The following is a 20,657-nucleotide window of genomic DNA, read 5'->3' as shown; positions in this document are numbered from 1 at the left end:
ATCGAGGCGCATTTTGCGCCTTTTTAGGTTAGGTTAGTAGCATGAGCACAATTCCAATTACCAAGCGTGGTGCTGAACTCCTCAAAGAGGAGTTGCACCGTTTGAAGCATGTAGAGCGTCCTGCTGTGATTAATGCCATTGCCGAGGCACGGGCTCAGGGAGATCTTTCTGAAAATGCCGAATACGATGCTGCCAAAGAGAAGCAAGGCTTTATTGAGGGGCGCATTCAAGAGCTTGAAGGCAAGTTATCAGCCGCTCAAATTATTGACCCCGCTGCCCTAGATGTATCTGGAAGAGTGGTATTTGGTGCTACTGTAGATCTCGAGGATCTCGAGGATGGCACTAAATTTACCTATCAAATTGTTGGCGATGACGAGGCAGATATCGCTGCAAACAAAATCTCAATTAGCTCACCAATTGCTCGGGCATTAATTAGCAAGGAAGAGGGTGATGTGGTTGCAGTTCAGGCTCCAGGCGGCAATCGTGAGGTAGAAATCTTAGCCGTCAAATATATCTAATGAACCGCACCCAAACCCAGCGATTATTCACTGTAATTTCTGGGCTCTGGGTAGGCGCCTTTATCTCAATTGGCTTCTTAGTTGTTCCAGTAATATTTATGGCAATGGGAGATCGACAGGTTGCCGGTCTGATTGCTGGCAATTTGTTCAAGCTCACCGCATACATAAGTGTCGGCGTTTGCGGATTTTTAATGGTGATGGCAAATCACCTTGTTAAATCAGGCAGTCAAGCATATCGCTTAGTCCGCTGGTTATTGCTACTGATACTGGTGTGCGGTGTGCTGGCTGCATTCGTCATCATTCCATGGATGAATGGATTGCGCGATCAAGCCTTACTGCTAGGCATCTCGGTGCGTGAAACAATTAATGCAAATCTGTTTGGTCTACTGCATAGCCTATCGAACATCATCTTTATGATTCAATCCATCCTTGGAATAGGATTGGTATGGCAGTCAACAAAATACGCCGACTAGCGGCGCTTATTTGTGTGGTTTGTTCTTAAGAACCTAAGGATTTTTTCTTGCTACTACTCATGCGTACCTTACGCTTTTTAATGGGTGCTGGAGCGGGGCTTGCCTTACGATAGCCTGGAGATGACCAGCCAATTTTTGACTCCGCAGCCTCTGATCGCAATACTCGTTTTTTGGGTGATGATTTTTTAACGGCGGCCGCACGCTCAAAGGGGGATTTTTTGCCAGAGCCTGATCTGCTAGAAGATGTCTTTTGATTACGCCCACGTACATCTTGAAACACCTTTTTGGTTTGCTTGCGTGATCTATTGAGGTTTGCGTAAGCCTCCTCAGCAACATCTTTAGGCCTCCAAAGAACAAGTAATTTACCAATATGTTGAACCGGTGCGGCATCAAGCTTGTCACAGAGTTCTTCATAAATTGCTATACGCGCTTCACGATCGTCACCCAAGACGCGGATCTTAATCAAGCCATGGTGATTAATGGCAGATTTGGCTTCTTTAATGACGGCTGGTGATAACCCATCTCCACCAATCATCACTACTGGATTTAGTCCATGCGCCTCTGCTTTGAGGGATTTGCGTTGTGTTGGGGTAATAGTGAGTGCAGTCATGGACTTGATGATAGAGCATTGAGCTCAACTAAGGCTAGTTAAAGCCAATATTGAACGTATTAAATGGAATTCCTTTTGCTTTAGGGCTTAGAAACTAGGAAAATAGGAATACTGAAAGTGATGATGCTGTGGCAAAAAATAAATTTAATAAAAGTTGGTTGCAAGACCACTTAACTGACCCTTATGTGAAGATGGCCCAAAAGGAGGGTTATCGTGCTCGAGCGGTATACAAATTAAGTGAGATTGACGAGGAAGATCACCTCATCAAGGCTGGCATGTCTATCGTTGATCTAGGCAGCGCACCCGGCAGCTGGTCGCAATATGTGCGTAACCGCCTAACTGAACTTGGCAGGAGTAATCCCGCTATTGAGTCTGGCAAACCTGACGGCCAGATTATTGCAATTGATATATTGCCCATGGAAGAGATTGCAGATGTCACTTTCATTCAGGCGGATTTCCGTGAAGATGAGGGACTAGCTGCATTAGAGGCTTTGTTGCCAAAATCGGCGGGCGGTAAAGTTGATCTCGTTTTATCGGATATGGCCCCTAATTTATCTGGGGTTGGGGTTGCAGATGCGGCAAGAATGGCATTTTTAGCTGAGATAGCTTTAGATTTTGCTGTAGCCCACCTAAAGCCGGATGGGGCATTGTTGATTAAATGTTTTAACGGTAGTGGCTACAGTCAAATTGTGGAATCTTTCAAAAAGGTCTTTAAGTCAGTTTCCTCAAGAAAGCCAAAAGCCTCAAGAGCTCGATCTTCTGAAATTTTCCTTCTTGGGCGCAACCTAAAGCCTCCCAAATAACCCCCTAAATTACATGGGTTTATAAAATAAATCCTGCTAAAGCCCTTGAAAATGGCTGGTAGTAGAATCAAATACTTAGGTAGCGATTCGCTTTAACTCCTGGATCAATCCAGAAAAGGACTCATTTTGAACAGCAATATGTTTCAAAAAATCGGTGTGTGGCTCATTGTGGGCTTGGTGCTTTTTACTGTTTTTAAGCAGTTTGATAAGCCTAAGGACCAAAACCAAGTCACGTATTCCCAATTTATGGATGACGCTAAGGCTGGCAAGGTAAAACGCGTCGATGTTCAGGGGCGTACATTGCAAGTAACCCCTTCTGACGGAAATAAGTACTCCATTATTTCTCCGGGTGATATATGGATGGTTGGTGATTTGATGAAGTATGGCGTTCAGGTTACTGGCAAAGCAGAAGATGAGCCTAATGTATTGGTTTCAGCCTTGTACTATCTTGGGCCAACTTTATTGATTATTGGTTTTTGGTTTTTTATGATGCGCCAAATGCAAGGCGGTGGTAAAGGCGGAGCTTTTTCTTTTGGGAAGTCAAAAGCACGCTTGATTGATGAGAATAGCAATACAGTGACCTTTGCTGATGTTGCAGGCTGCGATGAGGCTAAGGAAGAAGTATTTGAATTGGTTGATTTCTTAAAAGATCCTCAGAAATTTCAGAAGCTTGGTGGACGTATTCCTCATGGGGTCTTACTTGTTGGCCCCCCTGGAACTGGTAAAACTCTTTTGGCTCGCGCTATTGCGGGTGAGGCAAAAGTTCCTTTTTTCTCGATCTCTGGTTCAGATTTCGTTGAAATGTTCGTTGGTGTTGGTGCATCTCGTGTGCGGGATATGTTTGAAAATGCCAAGAAGAATTCCCCTTGCATCATCTTTATTGATGAGATTGACGCAGTAGGTCGTCATCGTGGCGCAGGCATGGGCGGTGGTAATGATGAGCGCGAGCAAACCTTGAACCAAATGTTGGTTGAGATGGATGGCTTTGAAAGCAATAGCGGCGTCATCGTTGTCGCTGCAACTAATCGTTCAGATGTTTTGGATAGGGCTTTGTTGCGTCCAGGTCGATTTGATAGGCAGGTTCATGTAGGTCTACCCGATATCCGTGGTCGCGAACAAATTCTTCAGGTGCACATGCGTAAGGTCCCCATTGATCCTGATGTCAATGCAGCGGTATTGGCTCGCGGTACACCTGGTTTTTCTGGGGCCGATTTAGCCAATCTTGTAAATGAAGCTGCTTTGTTTGCTGCCCGTCGTAATAAGCGTTCTGTAGATATGAAAGACTTCGAGGACGCAAAGGATAAGATTTACATGGGTCCTGAACGCAAATCTGCTGTGATGCGTGAAGAGGAGCGCCGTAATACTGCTTATCATGAGTCAGGCCATGCTGTTGTAGCAAAAGTTTTACCTAAGGCAGATCCTGTTCATAAGGTGACAATCATGCCCCGCGGTATGGCTCTTGGGGTAACTTGGCAGTTGCCTGAGCATGATCGCGTCAATCTTTATAAAGATCGCATGTTAGAAGAATTGGCGATCCTATTTGGTGGACGTGCCGCTGAAGAAGTTTTTCTCAACTCGATGAGCACAGGCGCTTCTAATGATTTCGAGCGCGCAACAAAAATGGCGCGAGATATGGTCACTCGTTATGGCATGAGTGATAGTTTGGGCACTATGGTTTATGTTGATACTGAATCAGAAAGTATCTTTGGTCGCAATAGCACTAAGACGGTTTCTGAGCTCACTCAGCAAAAAGTTGACGCCGAAATTCGTACATTGATTGATAGTCAATATGCTTTGGCCAAATCAATCTTGGAGCAAAATCGCGATAAGGTTGAGGCAATGGTTGCTGCTTTACTTGAGTGGGAAACGATTGATGCCGACCAAATAACCGACATCATGGAAGGTCGCCCACCAAGAGCGCCTAAGCCACCACCAGCTACTCAATTTGGAAATTCTGCTGGCACTACAGGACCAGCGGCAGGTAGCGCTCCAGCAACAGCTTAAATTTCTTCTTGTCTGAGTTTCTTAAGGTAGTTATGCAAGTGCCGCCTACAACTTGGCGTTGTGGGCGTTTTCTTTTTGATCTCACAATTCGTAAGCGTCCGATTGTGATGGGCATACTAAATGCTACTCCAGACTCATTTTCTGATGGTGGTAGATTTCGGTCTACGGCTGATGTCATCTCTTTAGCGGAAGTAATGATTGCATCTGGTGTAGATTTAATTGATATTGGTGGTGAGTCAACCAGACCTGGAGCAATACCGGTTTCACTACAAGAAGAGTTGGATCGAGTGATGCCAGTAATTGAAGGTCTCAAAAATTGCGGGGTGCCACTATCAATCGATACATACAAAGCAGAAACAATGCTTCAAGCGCTTGAGGCAGGTGTTGATTGCGTTAATGATATTTGGGCCTTGCGACAGCAGGGTGCACTAGATGCAGTCCTGAAGAGTGCAAATTGTGGAATAGTGCTGATGCACATGCAGCGTGATCCACTCACAATGCAATTTAACCCTGAATATCAAAATGTCGTTTCTGAGGTTATGGGGTTTCTTGGTGAGCGTGCAAATCTTTTGTTAAGTAATGGCGTTGAACAAAATAGGATTGCATTAGATCCTGGTTTTGGTTTCGGCAAGAGCCTTGAGCACAATCTAGAGATGCTTGCCAAGTTTGATCGTTTCTCAGAATTGGGTTATCCAGTGCTTGCTGGCATCTCCCGTAAATCAATGCTAGGTAAGATCACCGGCAAAGAGGTGGATCAACGCCTTTCACCAAGTATCGCCGCAGCAATAATGGCTGCAGATCGTGGCGCCAAGATCATTCGAGTGCATGATGTGCCCGATACTGTAGATGCTCTAAAGCTTTGGGAAGCGGTGAATGCATAGCTTCATTGATATTTTCTCAAGGTTTTATAATGAGTCAATATGAAAAAACAATACTTTGGAACTGATGGAATTCGTGGCGAGGTAGGTAAATTTCCTATTGTTCCTGAATTTATGACGCGGCTTGGCTACGCTGCGGGCAAGGTGTTGACTAAAGATGCAAAGCCTGGTGAGCGTTGCAAAGTACTCATCGGCAAAGATACAAGAGTTTCCGGTTACCTATTGGAGGCTGCGCTTGAGGCTGGTTTTGCTGCTGCTGGTGTAGATGTCATGTTATGCGGTCCGATTCCAACTCCTGGTGTTGCCTATCTCACTAAAGCATTACGCTTATCTGCAGGAATTGTGATATCAGCATCACACAATCCTTATCAAGACAACGGGATCAAGTTTTTTTCAGAGAATGGCGATAAATTATCCGATGATCTTGAACTAGCAATCGAGTCTGAATTAGATAAGCCAATGGGCTGTGTTAGCTCAAAAGAGTTGGGTAAAGCATTTAGATTGGATGATGCCGCAGGGCGATATATCGAATTTTGCAAATCGACATTTCCCGGTGATCTTAATTTGAAGGGACTTAAACTGGTTGTAGATTGTGCAAATGGCGCTGCATATCACACCGCCCCTCATGTATTTCATGAGCTTGGGGCTGAAGTTATAGCGATTGGCGTCAATCCTGATGGTCGAAATATTAATGATGGCTGTGGTGCTACAGCCCCTGGTGCCCTGATTGAAAAGGTCAAAGAGGTTGGCGCTGATTTAGGTATTGCCCTTGATGGTGATGCAGATCGCTTGCAAATGGTTGATGGATCTGGTCGTTTATTCAATGGTGATGAACTTCTTTACGTACTAGCCAAAGATCGCTTGAATCGAGGACAAAAATTAGGTGGGGTTGTTGGCACACTGATGACCAATCTAGCGGTTGAGAATGCCATTAAAGCTCTAGGCATTGGTTTTGAAAGGGCTAATGTTGGTGATAGATACGTACTTGAATTGCTTAAGCAAAAGTCTTGGATAGTTGGCGGGGAAGGCTCAGGTCATTTGCTCTGTTTAGATCAGCATTCAACTGGTGATGGCACTATAGCCGCTTTACAAGTTTTAGCAGCCATGAGTCAGAGCAAAAAAAGCCTTTCTCAATTGCTAGATGTGGTAAAGATTTTCCCCCAAGTGCTTTTGAATGTGAAATATAAACTTGGTTACAACTGGAAATCAGATGAAGTCTTAAGCAAGCAAATTCAGAAGGTTGAAAACGAGCTTCGAAACATTGGCAGGGTTCTTATTCGCGCCTCTGGCACTGAGCCAGTTTTGCGCGTGATGGTCGAAACAGACAATGCGGATGTGGCTATGAGAAGCGCAAAAAGTATTGCTGAGCTAGTGCCTATAAACTGATCTATAAGATGCCTAGCTCTTTAGAAGGCGGCTCTTACGCCTATCATTAGGCTTCTACCTGGTTGTGGGGCATAAAGTCTAACTGCCATCGGTGATGTTGCATATCGAATATCTTCGTTTAATAAATTCTTCAGGGCAATATAACTTGTCCAATTGACTTTCCCAATCCGTTCTGTGTATGAAAGGTTTGCATTTAGTAAGTTATAGCTTGGAGTGGGTCCAATTTCCCAGTTAGCTAAACGATTCTGTTGATAGCTATAAATATAGCTTGCACTAGTAAGCCAACCATTTTTTTGGTATGCCAGCTCGGTACCTAATCGTGGTGCAGGTTGAAGAGGTAAATTTCCACCAGCATTAAAGCTGCCTTGTGAAACATCTCCAAAAATGCGGCTTCCCATGCCTGATTGATTCCAGTTATAAGAAATTTCACCTTCGGCTCCGCGTATATATGCGTTGGCTTGTGAAGCCTGAACAACCGAGAAATTTTCATAGACCGTGCTATAGGCGCCTGTATAGAACCCATAAATGTAGTTAGTAAATTGATTGCGATATAGGCTTACTTTGCTACGAATATTGCCCAAAGTTTTCTGAAAACTGAGTTCAATGTTGTGGGAAGTTTCTGTACCTAGGCTTGAGTTGCCAATATCAAAGGTAGCTGTTGAATCGTGGGGTCCGTATGAATATAGTTCTTGCGGAGTCGGCGCTCGTTGAGAGACGGTATACGCTAGACCCAAGCCGTAGCCTCTGACAAAGTCATAAATACCGCCTGCTGAGTATGAGAATAGATTGAACTGGCGATTTTGAATGCTTGGTGGGCCATAGGAATTTGGTATTCCTTGTGAACTGGAGCTAGGAAATTGCGTTGCAGTGTTAGGGTTCTGTCCAGCATAGCTATATCGAGCACCCAGGCTTGTTTTTAGATCGCCATATCGACCTTCTTCAACTAAAAATAGGGCATTTGCATTGGACTTTGTTTGCGGAACGATTGCGTAATTATTGGTCGCTAAATCCGTTGCATTCAGGGTTGCGCCAGTTATTTGCACGCCTAATACGCCCTGTGATCCAAGCCACTTGTTGTGGGCTAGTTCTAATCTAGCCTCTGTAGCAGTGTTGGACCATTGTGTCGAGGCAATACCGTTATTGTTAAATTCAGTATGTTGGTAATTGGTATTGGCAGCACTGAACTTCAAAAATGAAAATCCGTCAAACGGGTTATTTGTTTGATGGGCGAAGTCATACCGGTTCTGAGATTGCTGTATGAAGCCACCTTCTGCAGTAGGTATCCCGTAGTTGTGATTCATCCTCTCCAATGAGGCTCCGGTATAACCATCATTTCGAATGTATGACGCGCCAAATCCGAGGCTATTTTGGTTGCTAAATGAAAAAGGCAGCTTCCCGCTATAAGGAACATTAACTGGGTTGCCTGGATTGATTGCCCAATTTGCATTTGGCCCACCCTGTTCTGCATACCCAGGAATTTGGTAATTATTGGAGTTGCTGATTGTCGAATCTAAATGCAATGCTATTGGGCCTGCTGGGGCATCTAGTTCAATATTTCCTGTTTTGCCTTGGTTAACAGTTTCGTAACTGGCGTTAATGGCTCCAGAAAGTGCATCTGGCAGTGTGGTCACAATTCGATCATTTAGTACATTCACCAAGCCACCGCTAGAGCCCGAACCATACATTAATGCGGAGGCTCCACGCAGAATTTCAATTTGGTGGATATTTTGCATTGGGTTTGCTACAGCATGATCGGGCGATATGCTTGAAACATCGCCTACTGATAGCCCGTTTTGCAAAATCTGGACACGGGCGCCCTCAAGTCCGCGGATAACGGGTCTTGATGCTCCAGATCCATAGCCAGTCGCAGAAACGCCTAATTCATTAGACAGGGTAGAGCCTAGAGTGTTACCCAGTTTGTTTTGTAACTCATCTCCAGCAAGAGCTTTGCTAGGCGAAAGAAATCCCTGGCCATCATCACGTGAGCCACTTACATTAATCTGCAATCCGCTATCAAGATCCTTTTGAGCCCAAATATTTGTGCCAAATAAACAGAATGCGATAAAGGAGAATGCAAACAGAAAATTACGGAAATACTTAAGATTCATACTTCATCCAAATTCGTCAATGAATTGACGATTAATCAATGATCAATACCAGAATTAATTCTGGTTCGAGCCCTATATTTAGAGGATGAAGGGTGGGGGTGCTTGTGACTGATACCCTATTGGAAAGGGTATATCAACCTCTGCAATCACTATGTGAGGGGTGATGGCTTGAGTATGCGAAGTGAAGGATGATAAGTAAGTGCTTGGAGCGATGCAACTAGCCAACGTTAAGGCGTCAAATAGATGGCATAACTCAGAAGCGTGACTAGCTGTTTGGGTGCATACCTCATTGTTAGTATTACAAGATACTTGCTTTGTCGCACCCGCATGCGAGATGCTATGGCTAAGTCCAACCCAGTGTGTTCCAAGCAAGGAAAATGACAACAATAGCACTACAAATGCAGCGCGTATTCTCATATTCAATTTGCTGGAAAAATGGGCAATCATGTGATGAATATTACAGGATTTGCTTGAAATTGCCCTATCGGTGTAGAATAACGATTCCGTCGGAGTGTAGCGCAGCCTGGTAGCGCACCTGCTTTGGGAGCAGGGGGTCCAAGGTTCGAATCCTTGTACTCCGACCATTTTCTCTATTAGTTCTGATATAGACCCAGCCAATATCTGCCCATAGCTCAGCTGGATAGAGCAACGGCCTTCTAAGCCGTAGGTCGCAGGTTCGACTCCTGCTGGGCAGGCCAATCCACCACATTTCTTTTTATTGCCGATGCAGTAGAAACCCGCTGTTTCCGTGCAAAAATGCTTTCTTCGCCTCTAAATTTGCTATAAATGCAGATGCATCTATATCAATTTAAATAAAGTGCGGCAACTAAAGGAGAAATTCTATGAAGCGTATTTCAATGATCAAGGCAGGAATGATTGCGGCGGGCTTATTGCTTTTAAGCATGAATGCTCAAGCAGCAAGTCAAACTTTAGACAAAATGAAATCCACTGGTGCAATAACTATGGGCGTTCGTGAGTCTTCTATCCCAATGTCCTACACGACTGGCGATAGTCGTTTTGATGGTTATCACGTTGAAGTGTGCCGTATGATTTTGGGCGATATTAAAGATAAATTAGGCTTGAGCACTCTTCGCATTAACTATCAGCCTGTTACATCACAAAATCGTGTGCCACTTGTTCAAAACGGTACAGTTGATATTGAGTGCGGTACCACAACTAACAATACAGCTCGTGCAAAAGATGTGGGATTTGCAAATACGCTCTATGTTGAAGAAGTGCGTATAGCGGTTAAAGCAAACTCTGGAATCAAATCAATTTCTGATTTAGCAGGTAAAAAAGTGGCTACTACTACTGGAACCACTTCTGTTCAATTATTGCGTAAACATGAAAGAGCCAATGGCGTTAATTTCGATGAAGTATTTGGCAAGGATCATGCCGATAGCTTCCTCTTGCTTGAGTCAGGGCGTGCAGATGCATTCGTAATGGATGGCTCTATTTTGGCCGGCAATATTGCCAACTCTAAAAATCCAAAAGATTACAAGATTGTTGGTGAGGTGTTGAGTACAGAGCCGATAGCAATTATGGTTCGCAAGGATGATCCCGAATTTAAGGCGGCTGTTAATGCAGCGATTGCCAAGATTGTTGCTAATGGCAATATGCCAAAACTTTGGAATAAGTGGTTCTTGTCTCCAATTCCTCCAAAAAATATTGTTGTGGGTCTCGAGTTATCACCAGCGACTAAGAATGCTTGGGCAAATTTGAATGACAAACCAGCTGAGGATTACAACAAGAAGTAATTTCATTCATCAATTTTAGAAATCATTTCACATTGGTGCGATTGAGATTATGGACTTAGGAATATTTTGCAAGGGCACGCTCGACCAAGAACCGGTTGAACACTGTTTTTCTGCTTTATTTGCCCTTGGCAAAAATCCTGATCCAAGTTATTTGGATTGGCTATTAAAGGCTTGGGGCTGGACCTTAGCGGTTGCAGCTCTCGGCCTTTTTCTTGCTTTGATTCTCGGTGCAGTTATGGGTACCTTGCGTACCTTACCAACTGAAAATTCGTTAAATCGAATTTTGGTTCGATTCTCAACAGCATGGGTAGAGTTATTTAGAAATATTCCAATCTTGGTGCAGGTATTTCTTTGGTACCACGTTGTACCAGCATTTATTCCTGTAATGAAATCTTTTCCATCTTATTTGTTGGTTAGTATTGCTTTGGGATTTTTTACATCTGCCCGTATTGCAGAGCAGGTTCGGGCAGGAATACAGTCCTTGCCATCTGGTCAAAAAGCAGCTGCCACGGCATTAGGCCTGACGACAGTTCAGTCTTATCAATATGTTATCTTGCCGATGGCTTTGCGGATTGTGATTCCACCATTGACATCTGAAAGCATGAATCTCATTAAAAACTCATCTGTGGCATTCGCGGTATCAGTACCTGAGTTAACTTTGTTTGCAATGCAAGCGCAAGAGGAAACCTCCCATGGGGTGGAGATTTATCTAGCTGTGACCATGCTCTACGCCTTATCAGCTTTCGCTGTCAATCGTGTTATGGCATATATTGAAAGACGCTCCCGTATTCCGGGTTTTATTGTCGCTAACTCAGAAGCGGCGGCGCATTAATGTTTACATATCACTTTCACGCGGTCCCAGCATGCTGAGCTTAGATTTAAGTTTTTATAACTGGGAGCTCTTCACAAACTATATTTTGAAGGGTTTGCTCTTTAGCATTCAATTAACAGTCATTGCTACTGTAGGCGGAATTCTATTTGGAACATTTCTTGCCTTAATGCGTCTATCCGGAAAGTCTGTTTTAGCTTATCCAGCCACCATCTATGTGAATACTATGCGGTCTATTCCTTTGGTGATGGTAATCCTGTGGTTCTTCCTATTAATTCCAATGCTCATTGGTCGCCCCATCGGAGCTGACCTATCGGCAACAATTACCTTTATTGCGTTTGAAGGAGCTTTCTTCTCTGAAATTGTCCGAGCGGGAATACAGTCCGTGCCCAAAGGTCAGGGCTACGCAGCACAAGCGCTTGGTATGACTTATGGTCAAAACATGCGCTTTATCATCTTGCCTCAAGCATTTAGAAACATGATCCCCGTGTTTATGACACAGACCATCATTCTGTTTCAAGATACCTCTTTGGTTTACGCCATTGGTGCCTATGATTTACTGAAGGGTTTCGAGATTGCCGGCAAGAATTATGGTCGCCCAATCGAGACTTACATCTTAGCCGCTTTTACTTATTTCATTATTTGCTTCTCACTTTCAAAGATTGTTCGCAAAGTGCAATCTAAAGTGGCGATCATTCGCTAATTTATTCATGCTCACTCAATAACTCATCATGATTGAACTCCAAAACGTTTCTAAATGGTATGGCGATTTCCAGGTCTTAACGGATTGCAGTACCTCAATCAACAAAGGCGAGGTTGTTGTTATTTGTGGCCCTTCGGGTTCGGGTAAATCAACTTTAATTAAAACTATTAATGCTTTGGAGCCGTTTCAGAAGGGTCAAATTATTGTTGATGGCATTCCTCTGCATGAGCCAAAAACTAATCTGCCTAAATTGAGAGCTAGGGTTGGAATGGTTTTTCAGCATTTCGAGCTTTTCCCCCATTTGAGCATTACAGAAAATTTAACCTTAGCGCAAATGAAGGTTTTGGGTCGTTCGGCTGATGCAGCTAAGACCCATGGTTTGAAATACCTAGAGCGCGTTGGTTTGATCGCGCAAAAGGATAAATTTCCTGGTCAACTTTCAGGTGGGCAGCAGCAACGTGTTGCTATAGCTCGCGCATTAAGTATGGATCCGATTGTGATGCTATTTGATGAACCCACTTCAGCGCTTGATCCAGAGATGGTGGGTGAGGTTTTGGATGTCATGGTAAAGCTAGCAAATGAGGGGATGACCATGTGCTGCGTCACTCATGAAATGGGTTTTGCGCGGAAAGTTAGTAATCGTGTGATCTTCATGGATCAAGGTCGCATCATTGAGGATTGCCCCAAGGAAGAATTTTTTGGAAACCCAGATGCACGCTCTGATCGTGCCAAGGATTTCTTATCAAAGATATTGGCAGGGTAGTACACAGTCTTCAACCAATGAATCCTTTGTATGTGAAGTGCGGCGCAATCACAATGATTTGTGCTTGTATTACCGCTTGCTCTACAGCTCAATTGGAAGCTCGATTAGAGGCTAATCCTCAGTGCAAAGATGTAGTGAATCCCAAAACTGGATCGGTGATGCCGTGTCCAGGATCCGATAAAGCTTTTTATAAATCAGTTGGCCTTGACTCTTCTAAAGCAAACCCAGTCGTTAAAAATGATTTGGTTGTTCAGTCAAATCCGGCTATATCACCCACCAATGTCAAGGCTGACTCTGCTTCAAAGAAAGTTACTCAGTCCTCAACAAGTGGTTGCAAACCCGTTCTCCATAAAAAAACTGGTGGCATATTGCCGTGCCCGTCCCCCGAATAATTAATAGTTAAATAAGGATTGCATCAGTAATGGCTTTTACGTTCCCGGGTTTTGAACAAATGCGTCTCAGCGTTCCATCAGAAGATGGCCCCATTGAAATCGCTTGTATGGTCGGTGGCAATGGGCCTGCTTTACTTTTATTGCACGGCTTTCCCCAAACCAAGGCCATATGGCATCAAGTTGCACCAGAACTTGCTAAAAACTTTACTGTCGTTGCATCGGATCTCCGTGGTTATGGCGCTTCATCCAAGCCGCATGGCAAACCTGATCACTCTAGTTATTCAAAAAGATCCATGGCAAAAGACCAACATGCCTTAATGAATGCCTTGGGGCATAAACAATTTTTTGTTTTGGGGCATGACCGAGGCGGAAGGGTATCACATCGCCTGGCGATGGATTTTCCGCAAAGTGTACTTAAGCTCATGGTGCTGGATATTTCACCGACACTAGCAATGTATGACAGAACCTCAATGGCTTTTGCAAAAGGATATTGGCATTGGTTCTTTTTAATTCAACCTGAACCTGTTCCAGAAACCCTGATCGGTGCAAATCCAGAGTATTGGCTAAAGAATCATATGGGAAGGCATGCAGGAACTGGTATTTTCTCGCCCGAACGCTGGGCTGAATACCTTTCGGGGGTAAGCAGTCCACAAGGCATGCATGCTATGTGCGAAGACTATCGGGCTGCCGCAACGATTGATCTTGAGCATGATCGTGCCGACCGGAATGATGGCAAAAAGCTGCGGATGCCACTTAGAGTGCTTTGGGGCGAGCACGGGCTAGTTAATCAGTGTTTCACCCCAATTGCCGATTGGCAAGAAGTCTCAGATGGGGAAGTTACCGGGAGGGCGGTAGCTTGTGGGCATTACATCCCAGAAGAGCTACCGGAGCTAGTCATAAAAGAAGCAGAGGCATTCTTTCAGTAGAAATAGGGGTGGAGTGAAAAACCCTAAATAAATCAGTTATTTAGGGTTATTTGCAGTATTTGCGGACTATTCTGGATGAAAGTTATTGCTGGCCATGAAGCTGATGGTGCGTTCAAAACCCAAAATGCGGATGTAACGCCATGCGATATCGCGGTATTTGCTATCTAAATAGCCAATTGCAACTTCAGGCGTCCTTTTGGACAAGTCGATTTGTTGAATTGCTCTGGCCCAACGTTTAAGTCTTGTAGACATATTTGTCACCTCCATGCCTGTTTAACGCACTAAATTAAGCGTGGGATGACAACAAAATACAAAAAAACTAAAAAAAGACGCTTCCGTCTTAAATTGAGACAACTTTATGGGGATTAAGCAGATTTTGGGGGTCAAGAGCCGTTTTTATGCTTTTCATAAGCTCATGAGCAACTTCTCCTTTATGGGCTCTCAAGCCTTCTAATTTGAGTTGACCGACCCCATGTTCAGCAGAAATTGATCCCTTGTAACGTTCGACTTGTGCGTACACCAGCTCATGAATGGGTTTTTCGTTGGTAAGGTTGAATGATTTGGGATCAACCCCTTTGGGTGCCGCAATGTTGTAGTGCAAATTTCCATCACCTAAGTGGCCGAAATTGATAATTCGTACTCCAGGATAGGCAGCTTTCATTAATGCATCTGTCTCGCGAATAAACCCGTCAAGCGCAGATAGGGGGACGGTAATGTCGTGTTTCAGGTTGGCACCTTCTTCTGCCTGCGCAAGAGTAATGTGCTCTCTCATATGCCAAAACCCCTGTGCCTGAGACAAATTGCTGGCAATAATGGCGTCAGAAATTAGATTTGACTCGAATGCCTCTTGCAATACATCCTCTAAGAGTTGGCGAACGTGCGCTTCACTTTCATGATCAGACAATTCAATTAAAACCGTATATGGTGGACTTCCTTTAATCGGGTTGGCCATATGTGGAAAATGTCTTTCAGTAAGAGCTAGTGACTCATGAGTCATCATCTCAAAGCCAGTTAGCAATGAAGTGGCGCGCTTTTGGAATAGATTTAGAAGCGATATCGTTGAATGAATATCATCAGTTGCTACCAGGGTTGTCCATTGTGAGATTGGCAGCGGATAGAGCTTCATTACTGCCGCTGTGATTATTCCTAAGGTGCCCTCTGATCCCACAAAAAGGTCGCGTAGGTCGTAGCCTGTATTGTCTTTGCGCAATCCCTTTAGACCATTCCAGATGTCGCCTTTGGCGGTGACCACCTCCAGACCCAAGCAAAGATCCCGCGCATTGCCATAACGCAGAACATTTGTGCCGCCAGCATTGGTAGCTAAATTTCCACCAATCATGCAGCTTCCTTCTGCTCCCAGGCTTAACGGAAATAAAAATCCTTTCCCGGCTGCAGCCTCTTGGACGTTTTGCAGTATGCAACCAGCCTCTACAGTAATGGTTTGGTTTTCAGCATCGATCTCCAGGATGGAATTCATGCGCTTGAAATTGAGGACAATTTGATTCCCGCTTGCATCGGGTGTCGCTCCACCACAAAAGCCTGTATGACCACCTTGAGGAACAATGCTGACGCCCTTACTTGAACAGAGGCTAACGATTTGCGCAATTTCTAAAGTGGCTCGAGGTAACACAACAGCAAGAGCCTTTCCGGTATAGCGTTTTCTCCAATCCGTAAGATAGGGCGCTATGTCTTCGTGATCCGTGAGGACGTACTGTATACCGATGATTTGCGCCAACTGCACAAGGAAATCATTCATGAAGAGGATTCCATGTCTTTCTTAGCCAAGCCTTTAGCTTCTTTTTTAATTGGTCTTAAATAGATCAACAAACAAATAAACCCAATGGTTGCCAATGCAGTCTCAAGTAGAGCAAGCCAAAAATTTGCACCAGTCTCCAAAATGCGGACCAGCCCTTCGGTGACATACAGCAATATAAGCATAGAAGCCCATTGCATGGTGTAAACCTTGCCCTTCCACATACCTGGGATTGCAAATAGTAGCGGGATGCCCTTCAAGATGAGCCACGAGCCACCTGGGCGTAATGGTGAAATAAACCACTCCCATGCAACACATAAAATAAAAAGATCAACAAATGCAGCTACAGCAAGTAATTGATAGGGATTTTTGTTGAACAAAATCTTGTGCATGGATATAACTATGCGGTCAGTTTTAATGCTGTCAGGGCGAGACGTTTCCCCTGTGCTTTGGCAAGCCTTGCCTCTTCTGGGCTGATGGCCGCTCGACCATCAGCGCGAGCATGATGGGTTACGCCATATGGGCTACCGCCTGTTATGGATGACATAAGGTCTGGTTCACTGTAGGGGAGACCCATCATTAACATTCCGTGGTGTAGCAAAGGGATCATCATCGTTAGCAGGGTGCTCTCTTGGCCGCCATGCATGCTGCCAGTGCTGGTAAAAACACAAGCCGGTTTGCCAATTAATGCGCCACCCATCCATTCAGAAGAACTTCCATCCCAGAAATACTTCATGGGCGCTGCCATATTGCCAAAGCGAGTTGGGGAGCCAAGGGCTAAGCCTATGCAGTCTTGAAGATCTGAATACTCCACGAATGGCGATCCTTCTACTGGTACAGATGATTCTGTTGCCTCGCAAACTGTCGATACGGAAGGAACCGTTCTTATTCTTGCATTTGCTCCAGGAACAGATTCAATTCCTTCGGCAATAAGGCGCGCCAGCTCTTTGGTTGCGCCATAGCGGGAGTAGTACAAAACTAATATGTCATGTTGGCTCATAGTCTTTTATGATACGGCGATGCGTTTGATTCGTAATCCTCAATTATGGCTGTCTCTTGCAAAAGAGATTTGGGAGGGGAATCGCGACCAAAAACTCAGTCAAATTGCTGCAAGCTTGGCTTACACCACGATTCTCTCTCTAGTTCCCATGATAACCATTGCGACTATTCTGATAGGTTATCTACCAAAGGTGATACAGGTTAAGAATGCCTTTAAGACCTGGCTTTTGGATACCTATATGCCTGGCGGCATCAATCAGCAGGTATTTATCTACTTAGATCAATTTTCAGCTCAAGCTCGAGGCTTAACCCTTTTGGGTATTGCCGGCTTATTTATAACGGCCATCATGACCTTATCAGTCATCGAAAAAGCATTTAATCAAATCTTTAAAGTTCATCAGAGTCGGCCCTTATTTAAAAAGGTGCTGATTTACTCAGCTGCCACTTTTCTGGGCCCAATCTTGCTTGGCGCAGGTATTTATCTAAGTGGAGCCTTATTCAGCGCAACAGAAGGGTGGATTGAGGCGCTATCAATCGGCTTTAGTCTAATAGCCACGATTGCACCGATTGTGTTGGCGGTATTAGTCTTCGCTGTTGTGTACAAAGTTTTGCCATATTCTCAGATTCTATGGAAGGATGCGCTCTTCGGAGCTTTATTTGCAGCCATCAGCTTTGAGCTAATGAAATTTGGCTTTGCCGTATTTTTAACCCATACCGCTTTTTATAAGACTGTTTATGGCGCCTTTGCTATCTTTCCATTAGCGTTGCTGTGGATCTACCTTACCTGGTGGATAACACTGGCGGGAGCGGTATTGGTAGCCAATCTCCCCAGCATACGAAGTGGTCTCATTAGGGTTATTCGTTACTAAAACCAAGTTCTAAAGCCTTGATTCAGTGAATGCTTGGGTCTATATTAAGGAGATAGGCTACCGAATTCGGAGACAAAATGAAAGTTCGTGACATATTACGCGTTAAAGGCAGCACCTTATTTACGGTTGCCCCGGACACTGCATTGCAAACTGCTGTGCTCGTGATGAGTGAGCACGACATCGGCTCCTTAGTTGTGATGGAGTATGACAAGCTGGTTGGTATCTTAACTTTTCGCGAAGTGATTGCGGCATTAGCAAAACATCATGGAAAGTTAGAAGGTTTACAAGTGAGTAGCGTCATGAATCACAAGCCGCTTACTTGCAATATGGAAACAGAAATTGATGAAGTCCGTCGCATGATGCTGGTAGATCATGCTCGCTACTTGCCCGTATTGGACCAGAAGGTACTTATGGGTGTCATCTCATTCTATGATGTTGCGAAGTCAGTCGTAGAGGCTCAGGATTTTGAAAATACAATGCTCAAGGCATATATTCGCGACTGGCCTGAAGACGCAGAAAAAACAACCAATTAAGTACTTTCTGGTCAGATATTTCTGACAAATGACATAATGTTGGTATGTCAGGAAACACTCTAGGCCTTCTTTTTACTGTTACCACTTTTGGCGAGTCACATGGCCCTGCAATTGGAGCCGTGGTGGATGGCTGCCCTCCTGGTATGTCTTTAACAGAAGCAGACCTTCAGGTTGACTTGGATCGCCGAAAACCAGGCACCTCCCGTCACGTAACACAACGCAAGGAGGAAGATAAGGTAGAAATTCTTTCAGGTATTTTCGAAGGAAAAACGACCGGCGCACCAATTGGACTACTCATTCGCAATACAGACCAACGTAGCCAAGACTATGGTGATATTTTGCAAACGTTTCGCCCTGGTCATGCGGACTACGCATATCACCACAAGTATGGATTAAGGGATCCTCGTGGTGGCGGACGTTCTTCAGCAAGACTGACGGCGCCAGTTGTTGCAGCCGCTGCAATTGCAAAAAAGTGGTTACGCGAGAAGTATGGCACCGAGTTCTTTGGCTATATGAGTCAGCTTGGGGAAATCGAAATTCCGTTTGTCGATGAATCCCATATAGCGGCAAATCCTTTTTTTGCTGCCAATAATGAAGTCATCCCTCAGTTAGAGTCCTACATGGATGAATTACGTAAAGCAGGTGATTCTTGCGGGGCACGTATTGAGGTCAGGGCGCGCAATGTTCCTGCGGGATTGGGCGAGCCTTTATTTGATAAATTAGATGCAGATATTGCCCATGCCATGATGGGCATCAATGCTGTAAAGGGTGTTGAAATTGGTGCTGGCTTTCAATCGGTATCGCAAAAGGGTAGCGAACACGGAGATGAATTATTTGCAGATGGTTTTGCCTCAAATAATGCTGGCGGAACTTTAGGCGGCGTTAGTAGTGGGCAAGATTTACGGGTTTCCATTGCGATTAAGCCGACTTCTAGCATCATGAGTCCTAAACAATCCATCGATCTACATGGCAAACCGATTACCGTACAAACAAAAGGTCGCCATGATCCTTGTGTTGGCATTCGCGCAACTCCAATTGCTGAAGCGATGTTAGCTCTCGTTTTAATGGACCATGCATTACGTCATCGTGCGCAATGTGGCGATGTCAAATCAGACCTCAAACCAATCCCTGCAGCCAGGCCAGGCGCAAAGCGTGATTAATTGATTGATTTGAAATGACGCCTGTTCTACGCTGGGCCTTCGGGTCCTTTTTCTTTTTATATTTTGCTTATGTTGGCTTGGTATCGCCTTACGCAAGTCTCTTTTTTGTGGATCGTGGTTTCAGCGTCATTGAAATTGCCGTATTGATGTCAATGCTGCAAATCACCCGCATCGTAGGCCCATTTAGCTGGGGATGGCTTTCGGACTATCTATCTAATCGGATTGGCATCATTAGAGTTTGTGCTTGTCTTGCCGCCTTAGTCTTTCTCTGCATTTTTTATTTGCAAGACTATATTGGCTTTTTTATATGGATGTTTGTATTGCACACTATTTTGAGTAGCCAAATGCCATTAGGTGAAACTGCAACGATTCATGCTCTATACAAAGATAATTCCTTTGACAAGCGCTATGGTCGTCTTAGGCTGTGGGGTTCTATTGGCTTTATAGCCATGGTTCTTTTTGCTGGTGAGTTATTTCAGCGCAAAGGAATTGAGCTTTATCCCTACGTTGGCACCGTCATTCTTTTTTCTCTAGCGGCAATAACCTTTGGACTTCACGAGCCCAAAATGGAGCGTCGCAAAATGGTGAGAGGGGAGTTATTTGCGGTGCTACTAAATCCGGATGTACGCTGGTTTTTGGTTTCCGGTTTTTTTATGATTTTTGCTCATGCTTCTTTGTACGTGTTTTATTCGCTTTATTTAGCTAACTTGGGCTACGATAAATTTCAGATCGGCTTATTTTGGGCGCTAGGAGTCGCTGCAGAAGTCCTTTTTTTCTACTTTCAAAATAAAGTACTCAGCCGAGTTGACTCAGAGATTGTTCTTCAGGGGGCGTTTGGTATTGGGGTAGTGCGCTTCATTCTGATCGCATTCTTCCCAACAACTATTGTTCTGATGCTAGCTCAACTAATGCACGCCGGCACTTTTGCTGCTCACCATAGTGCTGCAACAAAGCTTTTACAACGATGGTTTACTGGCCCCTTGCAGGCAAGAGGACAGGCAATTATGGCGACCGTATCTTATGGTTTAGGTGGAACGATTGGCGGATTATGTGCTGGTTGGATTTGGGATCTTTTTCAGCCAAGAGATGTTTTTGTGATGTCCGCGCTGGCTTGTGGAATAGCGGGCATGGCGATTCAGAAATTACGCCCTCGCCGATACCCGCATAGAAAGTCTTAGCAAGACTTATTGATT

Annotated in this window: 22 protein-coding genes and 2 tRNA genes; 18 read left to right on the top strand and 6 right to left on the bottom strand. The window is 44.5% G+C overall.

Features of this window, described 5'->3' with window-relative positions:
* The first annotated feature begins 41 nt into the window (after window positions 1–41).
* Window positions 42–518 (top strand): transcription elongation factor GreA, encoded by a 477-nt coding sequence (gene greA, locus NHB34_RS05125; RefSeq protein ID WP_297717338.1) that lies wholly within the window; start codon window positions 42–44, stop codon window positions 516–518.
* Entirely contained in the window at window positions 518–991 is a 474-nt protein-coding gene (locus NHB34_RS05120; protein ID WP_353426573.1) for a DUF4149 domain-containing protein, read from the top strand. The genes greA and NHB34_RS05120 overlap by 1 nt, the downstream gene beginning before the upstream one ends.
* Window positions 992–1,016: 25 nt before the next feature.
* Here the strand turns inward: NHB34_RS05120 and NHB34_RS05115 are convergent, their stop codons facing one another.
* Complete coding sequence (locus NHB34_RS05115) at window positions 1,017–1,601, bottom strand: YhbY family RNA-binding protein (RefSeq protein WP_353426572.1); 585 nt, start codon at window positions 1,599–1,601, stop codon at window positions 1,017–1,019.
* Between the two features lie 128 nt (window positions 1,602–1,729).
* On the opposite strand from NHB34_RS05115, the gene NHB34_RS05110 reads away from it, so the two are divergent.
* The 4 genes from NHB34_RS05110 to glmM all read left to right on the top strand — a co-directional run bounded on the left by NHB34_RS05110 (window position 1,730) and on the right by glmM (window position 6,672).
* Window positions 1,730–2,404 carry an RlmE family RNA methyltransferase gene (locus NHB34_RS05110; protein WP_353426571.1) on the top strand — a complete coding sequence of 225 codons (675 nt, stop codon included), beginning with the start codon at window positions 1,730–1,732 and terminating at the stop codon, window positions 2,402–2,404.
* Window positions 2,405–2,530: 126 nt separating this feature from the next.
* On the top strand, window positions 2,531–4,408 hold the full coding sequence (gene ftsH / locus NHB34_RS05105; protein WP_353426570.1) for an ATP-dependent zinc metalloprotease FtsH: 1,878 nt from the start codon (window positions 2,531–2,533) through the stop codon (window positions 4,406–4,408).
* Window positions 4,409–4,440: 32 nt separating this feature from the next.
* Window positions 4,441–5,289: a dihydropteroate synthase gene (gene folP / locus NHB34_RS05100; protein ID WP_353428548.1), complete on the top strand. Its 849-nt coding sequence runs from the start codon at window positions 4,441–4,443 to the stop codon at window positions 5,287–5,289.
* 39 nt (window positions 5,290–5,328) lie between these two features.
* Window positions 5,329–6,672: a phosphoglucosamine mutase gene (glmM, locus tag NHB34_RS05095; RefSeq protein WP_353426569.1), complete on the top strand. Its 1,344-nt coding sequence runs from the start codon at window positions 5,329–5,331 to the stop codon at window positions 6,670–6,672.
* Between the two features lie 20 nt (window positions 6,673–6,692).
* Here glmM and NHB34_RS05090 read toward each other — a convergent pair whose 3' ends face one another.
* Window positions 6,693–8,780: a TonB-dependent receptor gene (locus tag NHB34_RS05090; protein ID WP_353426568.1), complete on the bottom strand. Its 2,088-nt coding sequence runs from the start codon at window positions 8,778–8,780 to the stop codon at window positions 6,693–6,695.
* 507 nt (window positions 8,781–9,287) lie between these two features.
* Here NHB34_RS05090 and NHB34_RS05085 point away from each other — a divergent pair.
* From NHB34_RS05085 to NHB34_RS05050, 8 genes are all read left to right on the top strand, one after another.
* A tRNA-Pro gene (locus NHB34_RS05085) sits at window positions 9,288–9,364 on the top strand.
* 37 nt (window positions 9,365–9,401) lie between these two features.
* Window positions 9,402–9,478, top strand: a tRNA-Arg gene (locus NHB34_RS05080).
* A gap of 174 nt (window positions 9,479–9,652) precedes the next feature.
* Entirely contained in the window at window positions 9,653–10,537 is an 885-nt protein-coding gene (locus NHB34_RS05075) for an amino acid ABC transporter substrate-binding protein (RefSeq protein WP_353428547.1), read from the top strand.
* Between the two features lie 49 nt (window positions 10,538–10,586).
* On the top strand, window positions 10,587–11,369 hold the full coding sequence (locus NHB34_RS05070; protein WP_353426567.1) for an amino acid ABC transporter permease: 783 nt from the start codon (window positions 10,587–10,589) through the stop codon (window positions 11,367–11,369).
* Window positions 11,370–11,400: 31 nt separating this feature from the next.
* A complete protein-coding gene (locus NHB34_RS05065) occupies window positions 11,401–12,069 on the top strand; it encodes an amino acid ABC transporter permease (protein ID WP_353426566.1) in 669 nt (222 codons plus the stop codon).
* Between the two features lie 28 nt (window positions 12,070–12,097).
* Window positions 12,098–12,832 (top strand): amino acid ABC transporter ATP-binding protein, encoded by a 735-nt coding sequence (locus tag NHB34_RS05060; RefSeq protein ID WP_353426565.1) that lies wholly within the window; start codon window positions 12,098–12,100, stop codon window positions 12,830–12,832.
* Between the two features lie 17 nt (window positions 12,833–12,849).
* On the top strand, window positions 12,850–13,224 hold the full coding sequence (locus NHB34_RS05055) for a hypothetical protein (RefSeq protein ID WP_353426564.1): 375 nt from the start codon (window positions 12,850–12,852) through the stop codon (window positions 13,222–13,224).
* 29 nt (window positions 13,225–13,253) lie between these two features.
* Entirely contained in the window at window positions 13,254–14,150 is an 897-nt protein-coding gene (locus NHB34_RS05050) for an alpha/beta hydrolase (protein ID WP_353426563.1), read from the top strand.
* Window positions 14,151–14,216: 66 nt separating this feature from the next.
* On the opposite strand, the gene NHB34_RS05045 is transcribed toward NHB34_RS05050, so the two are convergent.
* The 4 genes from NHB34_RS05045 to wrbA all read right to left on the bottom strand — a co-directional run bounded on the left by NHB34_RS05045 (window position 14,217) and on the right by wrbA (window position 16,903).
* The gene (locus NHB34_RS05045; protein WP_015420997.1) at window positions 14,217–14,402 is read right to left on the bottom strand and encodes a hypothetical protein; all 186 of its coding nucleotides are present in this window, start codon (window positions 14,400–14,402) and stop codon (window positions 14,217–14,219) included.
* 88 nt (window positions 14,403–14,490) lie between these two features.
* Window positions 14,491–15,906, bottom strand: coding sequence for an FAD-binding oxidoreductase (locus tag NHB34_RS05040; RefSeq protein WP_353426562.1), 1,416 nt, complete (start codon window positions 15,904–15,906; stop codon window positions 14,491–14,493).
* Window positions 15,903–16,295, bottom strand: coding sequence for a DUF2069 domain-containing protein (locus NHB34_RS05035; RefSeq protein ID WP_353426561.1), 393 nt, complete (start codon window positions 16,293–16,295; stop codon window positions 15,903–15,905). The genes NHB34_RS05040 and NHB34_RS05035 overlap by 4 nt, the downstream gene beginning before the upstream one ends.
* Before the next feature lie 8 nt (window positions 16,296–16,303).
* A complete protein-coding gene (gene wrbA / locus NHB34_RS05030) occupies window positions 16,304–16,903 on the bottom strand; it encodes an NAD(P)H:quinone oxidoreductase (protein WP_353426560.1) in 600 nt (199 codons plus the stop codon).
* A 19-nt stretch (window positions 16,904–16,922) separates the two neighbouring features.
* Between wrbA and NHB34_RS05025 the strand changes: the two genes are divergently transcribed.
* The 4 genes from NHB34_RS05025 to NHB34_RS05010 all read left to right on the top strand — a co-directional run bounded on the left by NHB34_RS05025 (window position 16,923) and on the right by NHB34_RS05010 (window position 20,642).
* A complete protein-coding gene (locus NHB34_RS05025; protein ID WP_353426559.1) occupies window positions 16,923–17,771 on the top strand; it encodes a YhjD/YihY/BrkB family envelope integrity protein in 849 nt (282 codons plus the stop codon).
* Between the two features lie 77 nt (window positions 17,772–17,848).
* A complete protein-coding gene (locus NHB34_RS05020; protein WP_353426558.1) occupies window positions 17,849–18,304 on the top strand; it encodes a CBS domain-containing protein in 456 nt (151 codons plus the stop codon).
* A gap of 44 nt (window positions 18,305–18,348) precedes the next feature.
* Window positions 18,349–19,464, top strand: a complete 1,116-nt coding sequence (gene aroC / locus NHB34_RS05015) for a chorismate synthase (protein WP_353426557.1) — start codon at window positions 18,349–18,351, stop codon at window positions 19,462–19,464.
* A gap of 14 nt (window positions 19,465–19,478) precedes the next feature.
* On the top strand, window positions 19,479–20,642 hold the full coding sequence (locus NHB34_RS05010; protein WP_353426555.1) for an MFS transporter: 1,164 nt from the start codon (window positions 19,479–19,481) through the stop codon (window positions 20,640–20,642).
* Window positions 20,643–20,657 lie beyond the last annotated feature (15 nt).

It is taken from the genome of Polynucleobacter sp. MWH-UH19D (assembly GCF_040409795.1).
Lineage (GTDB): Bacteria > Pseudomonadota > Gammaproteobacteria > Burkholderiales > Burkholderiaceae > Polynucleobacter.
This window is presented reverse-complemented; position numbering and strand designations above follow the sequence as displayed.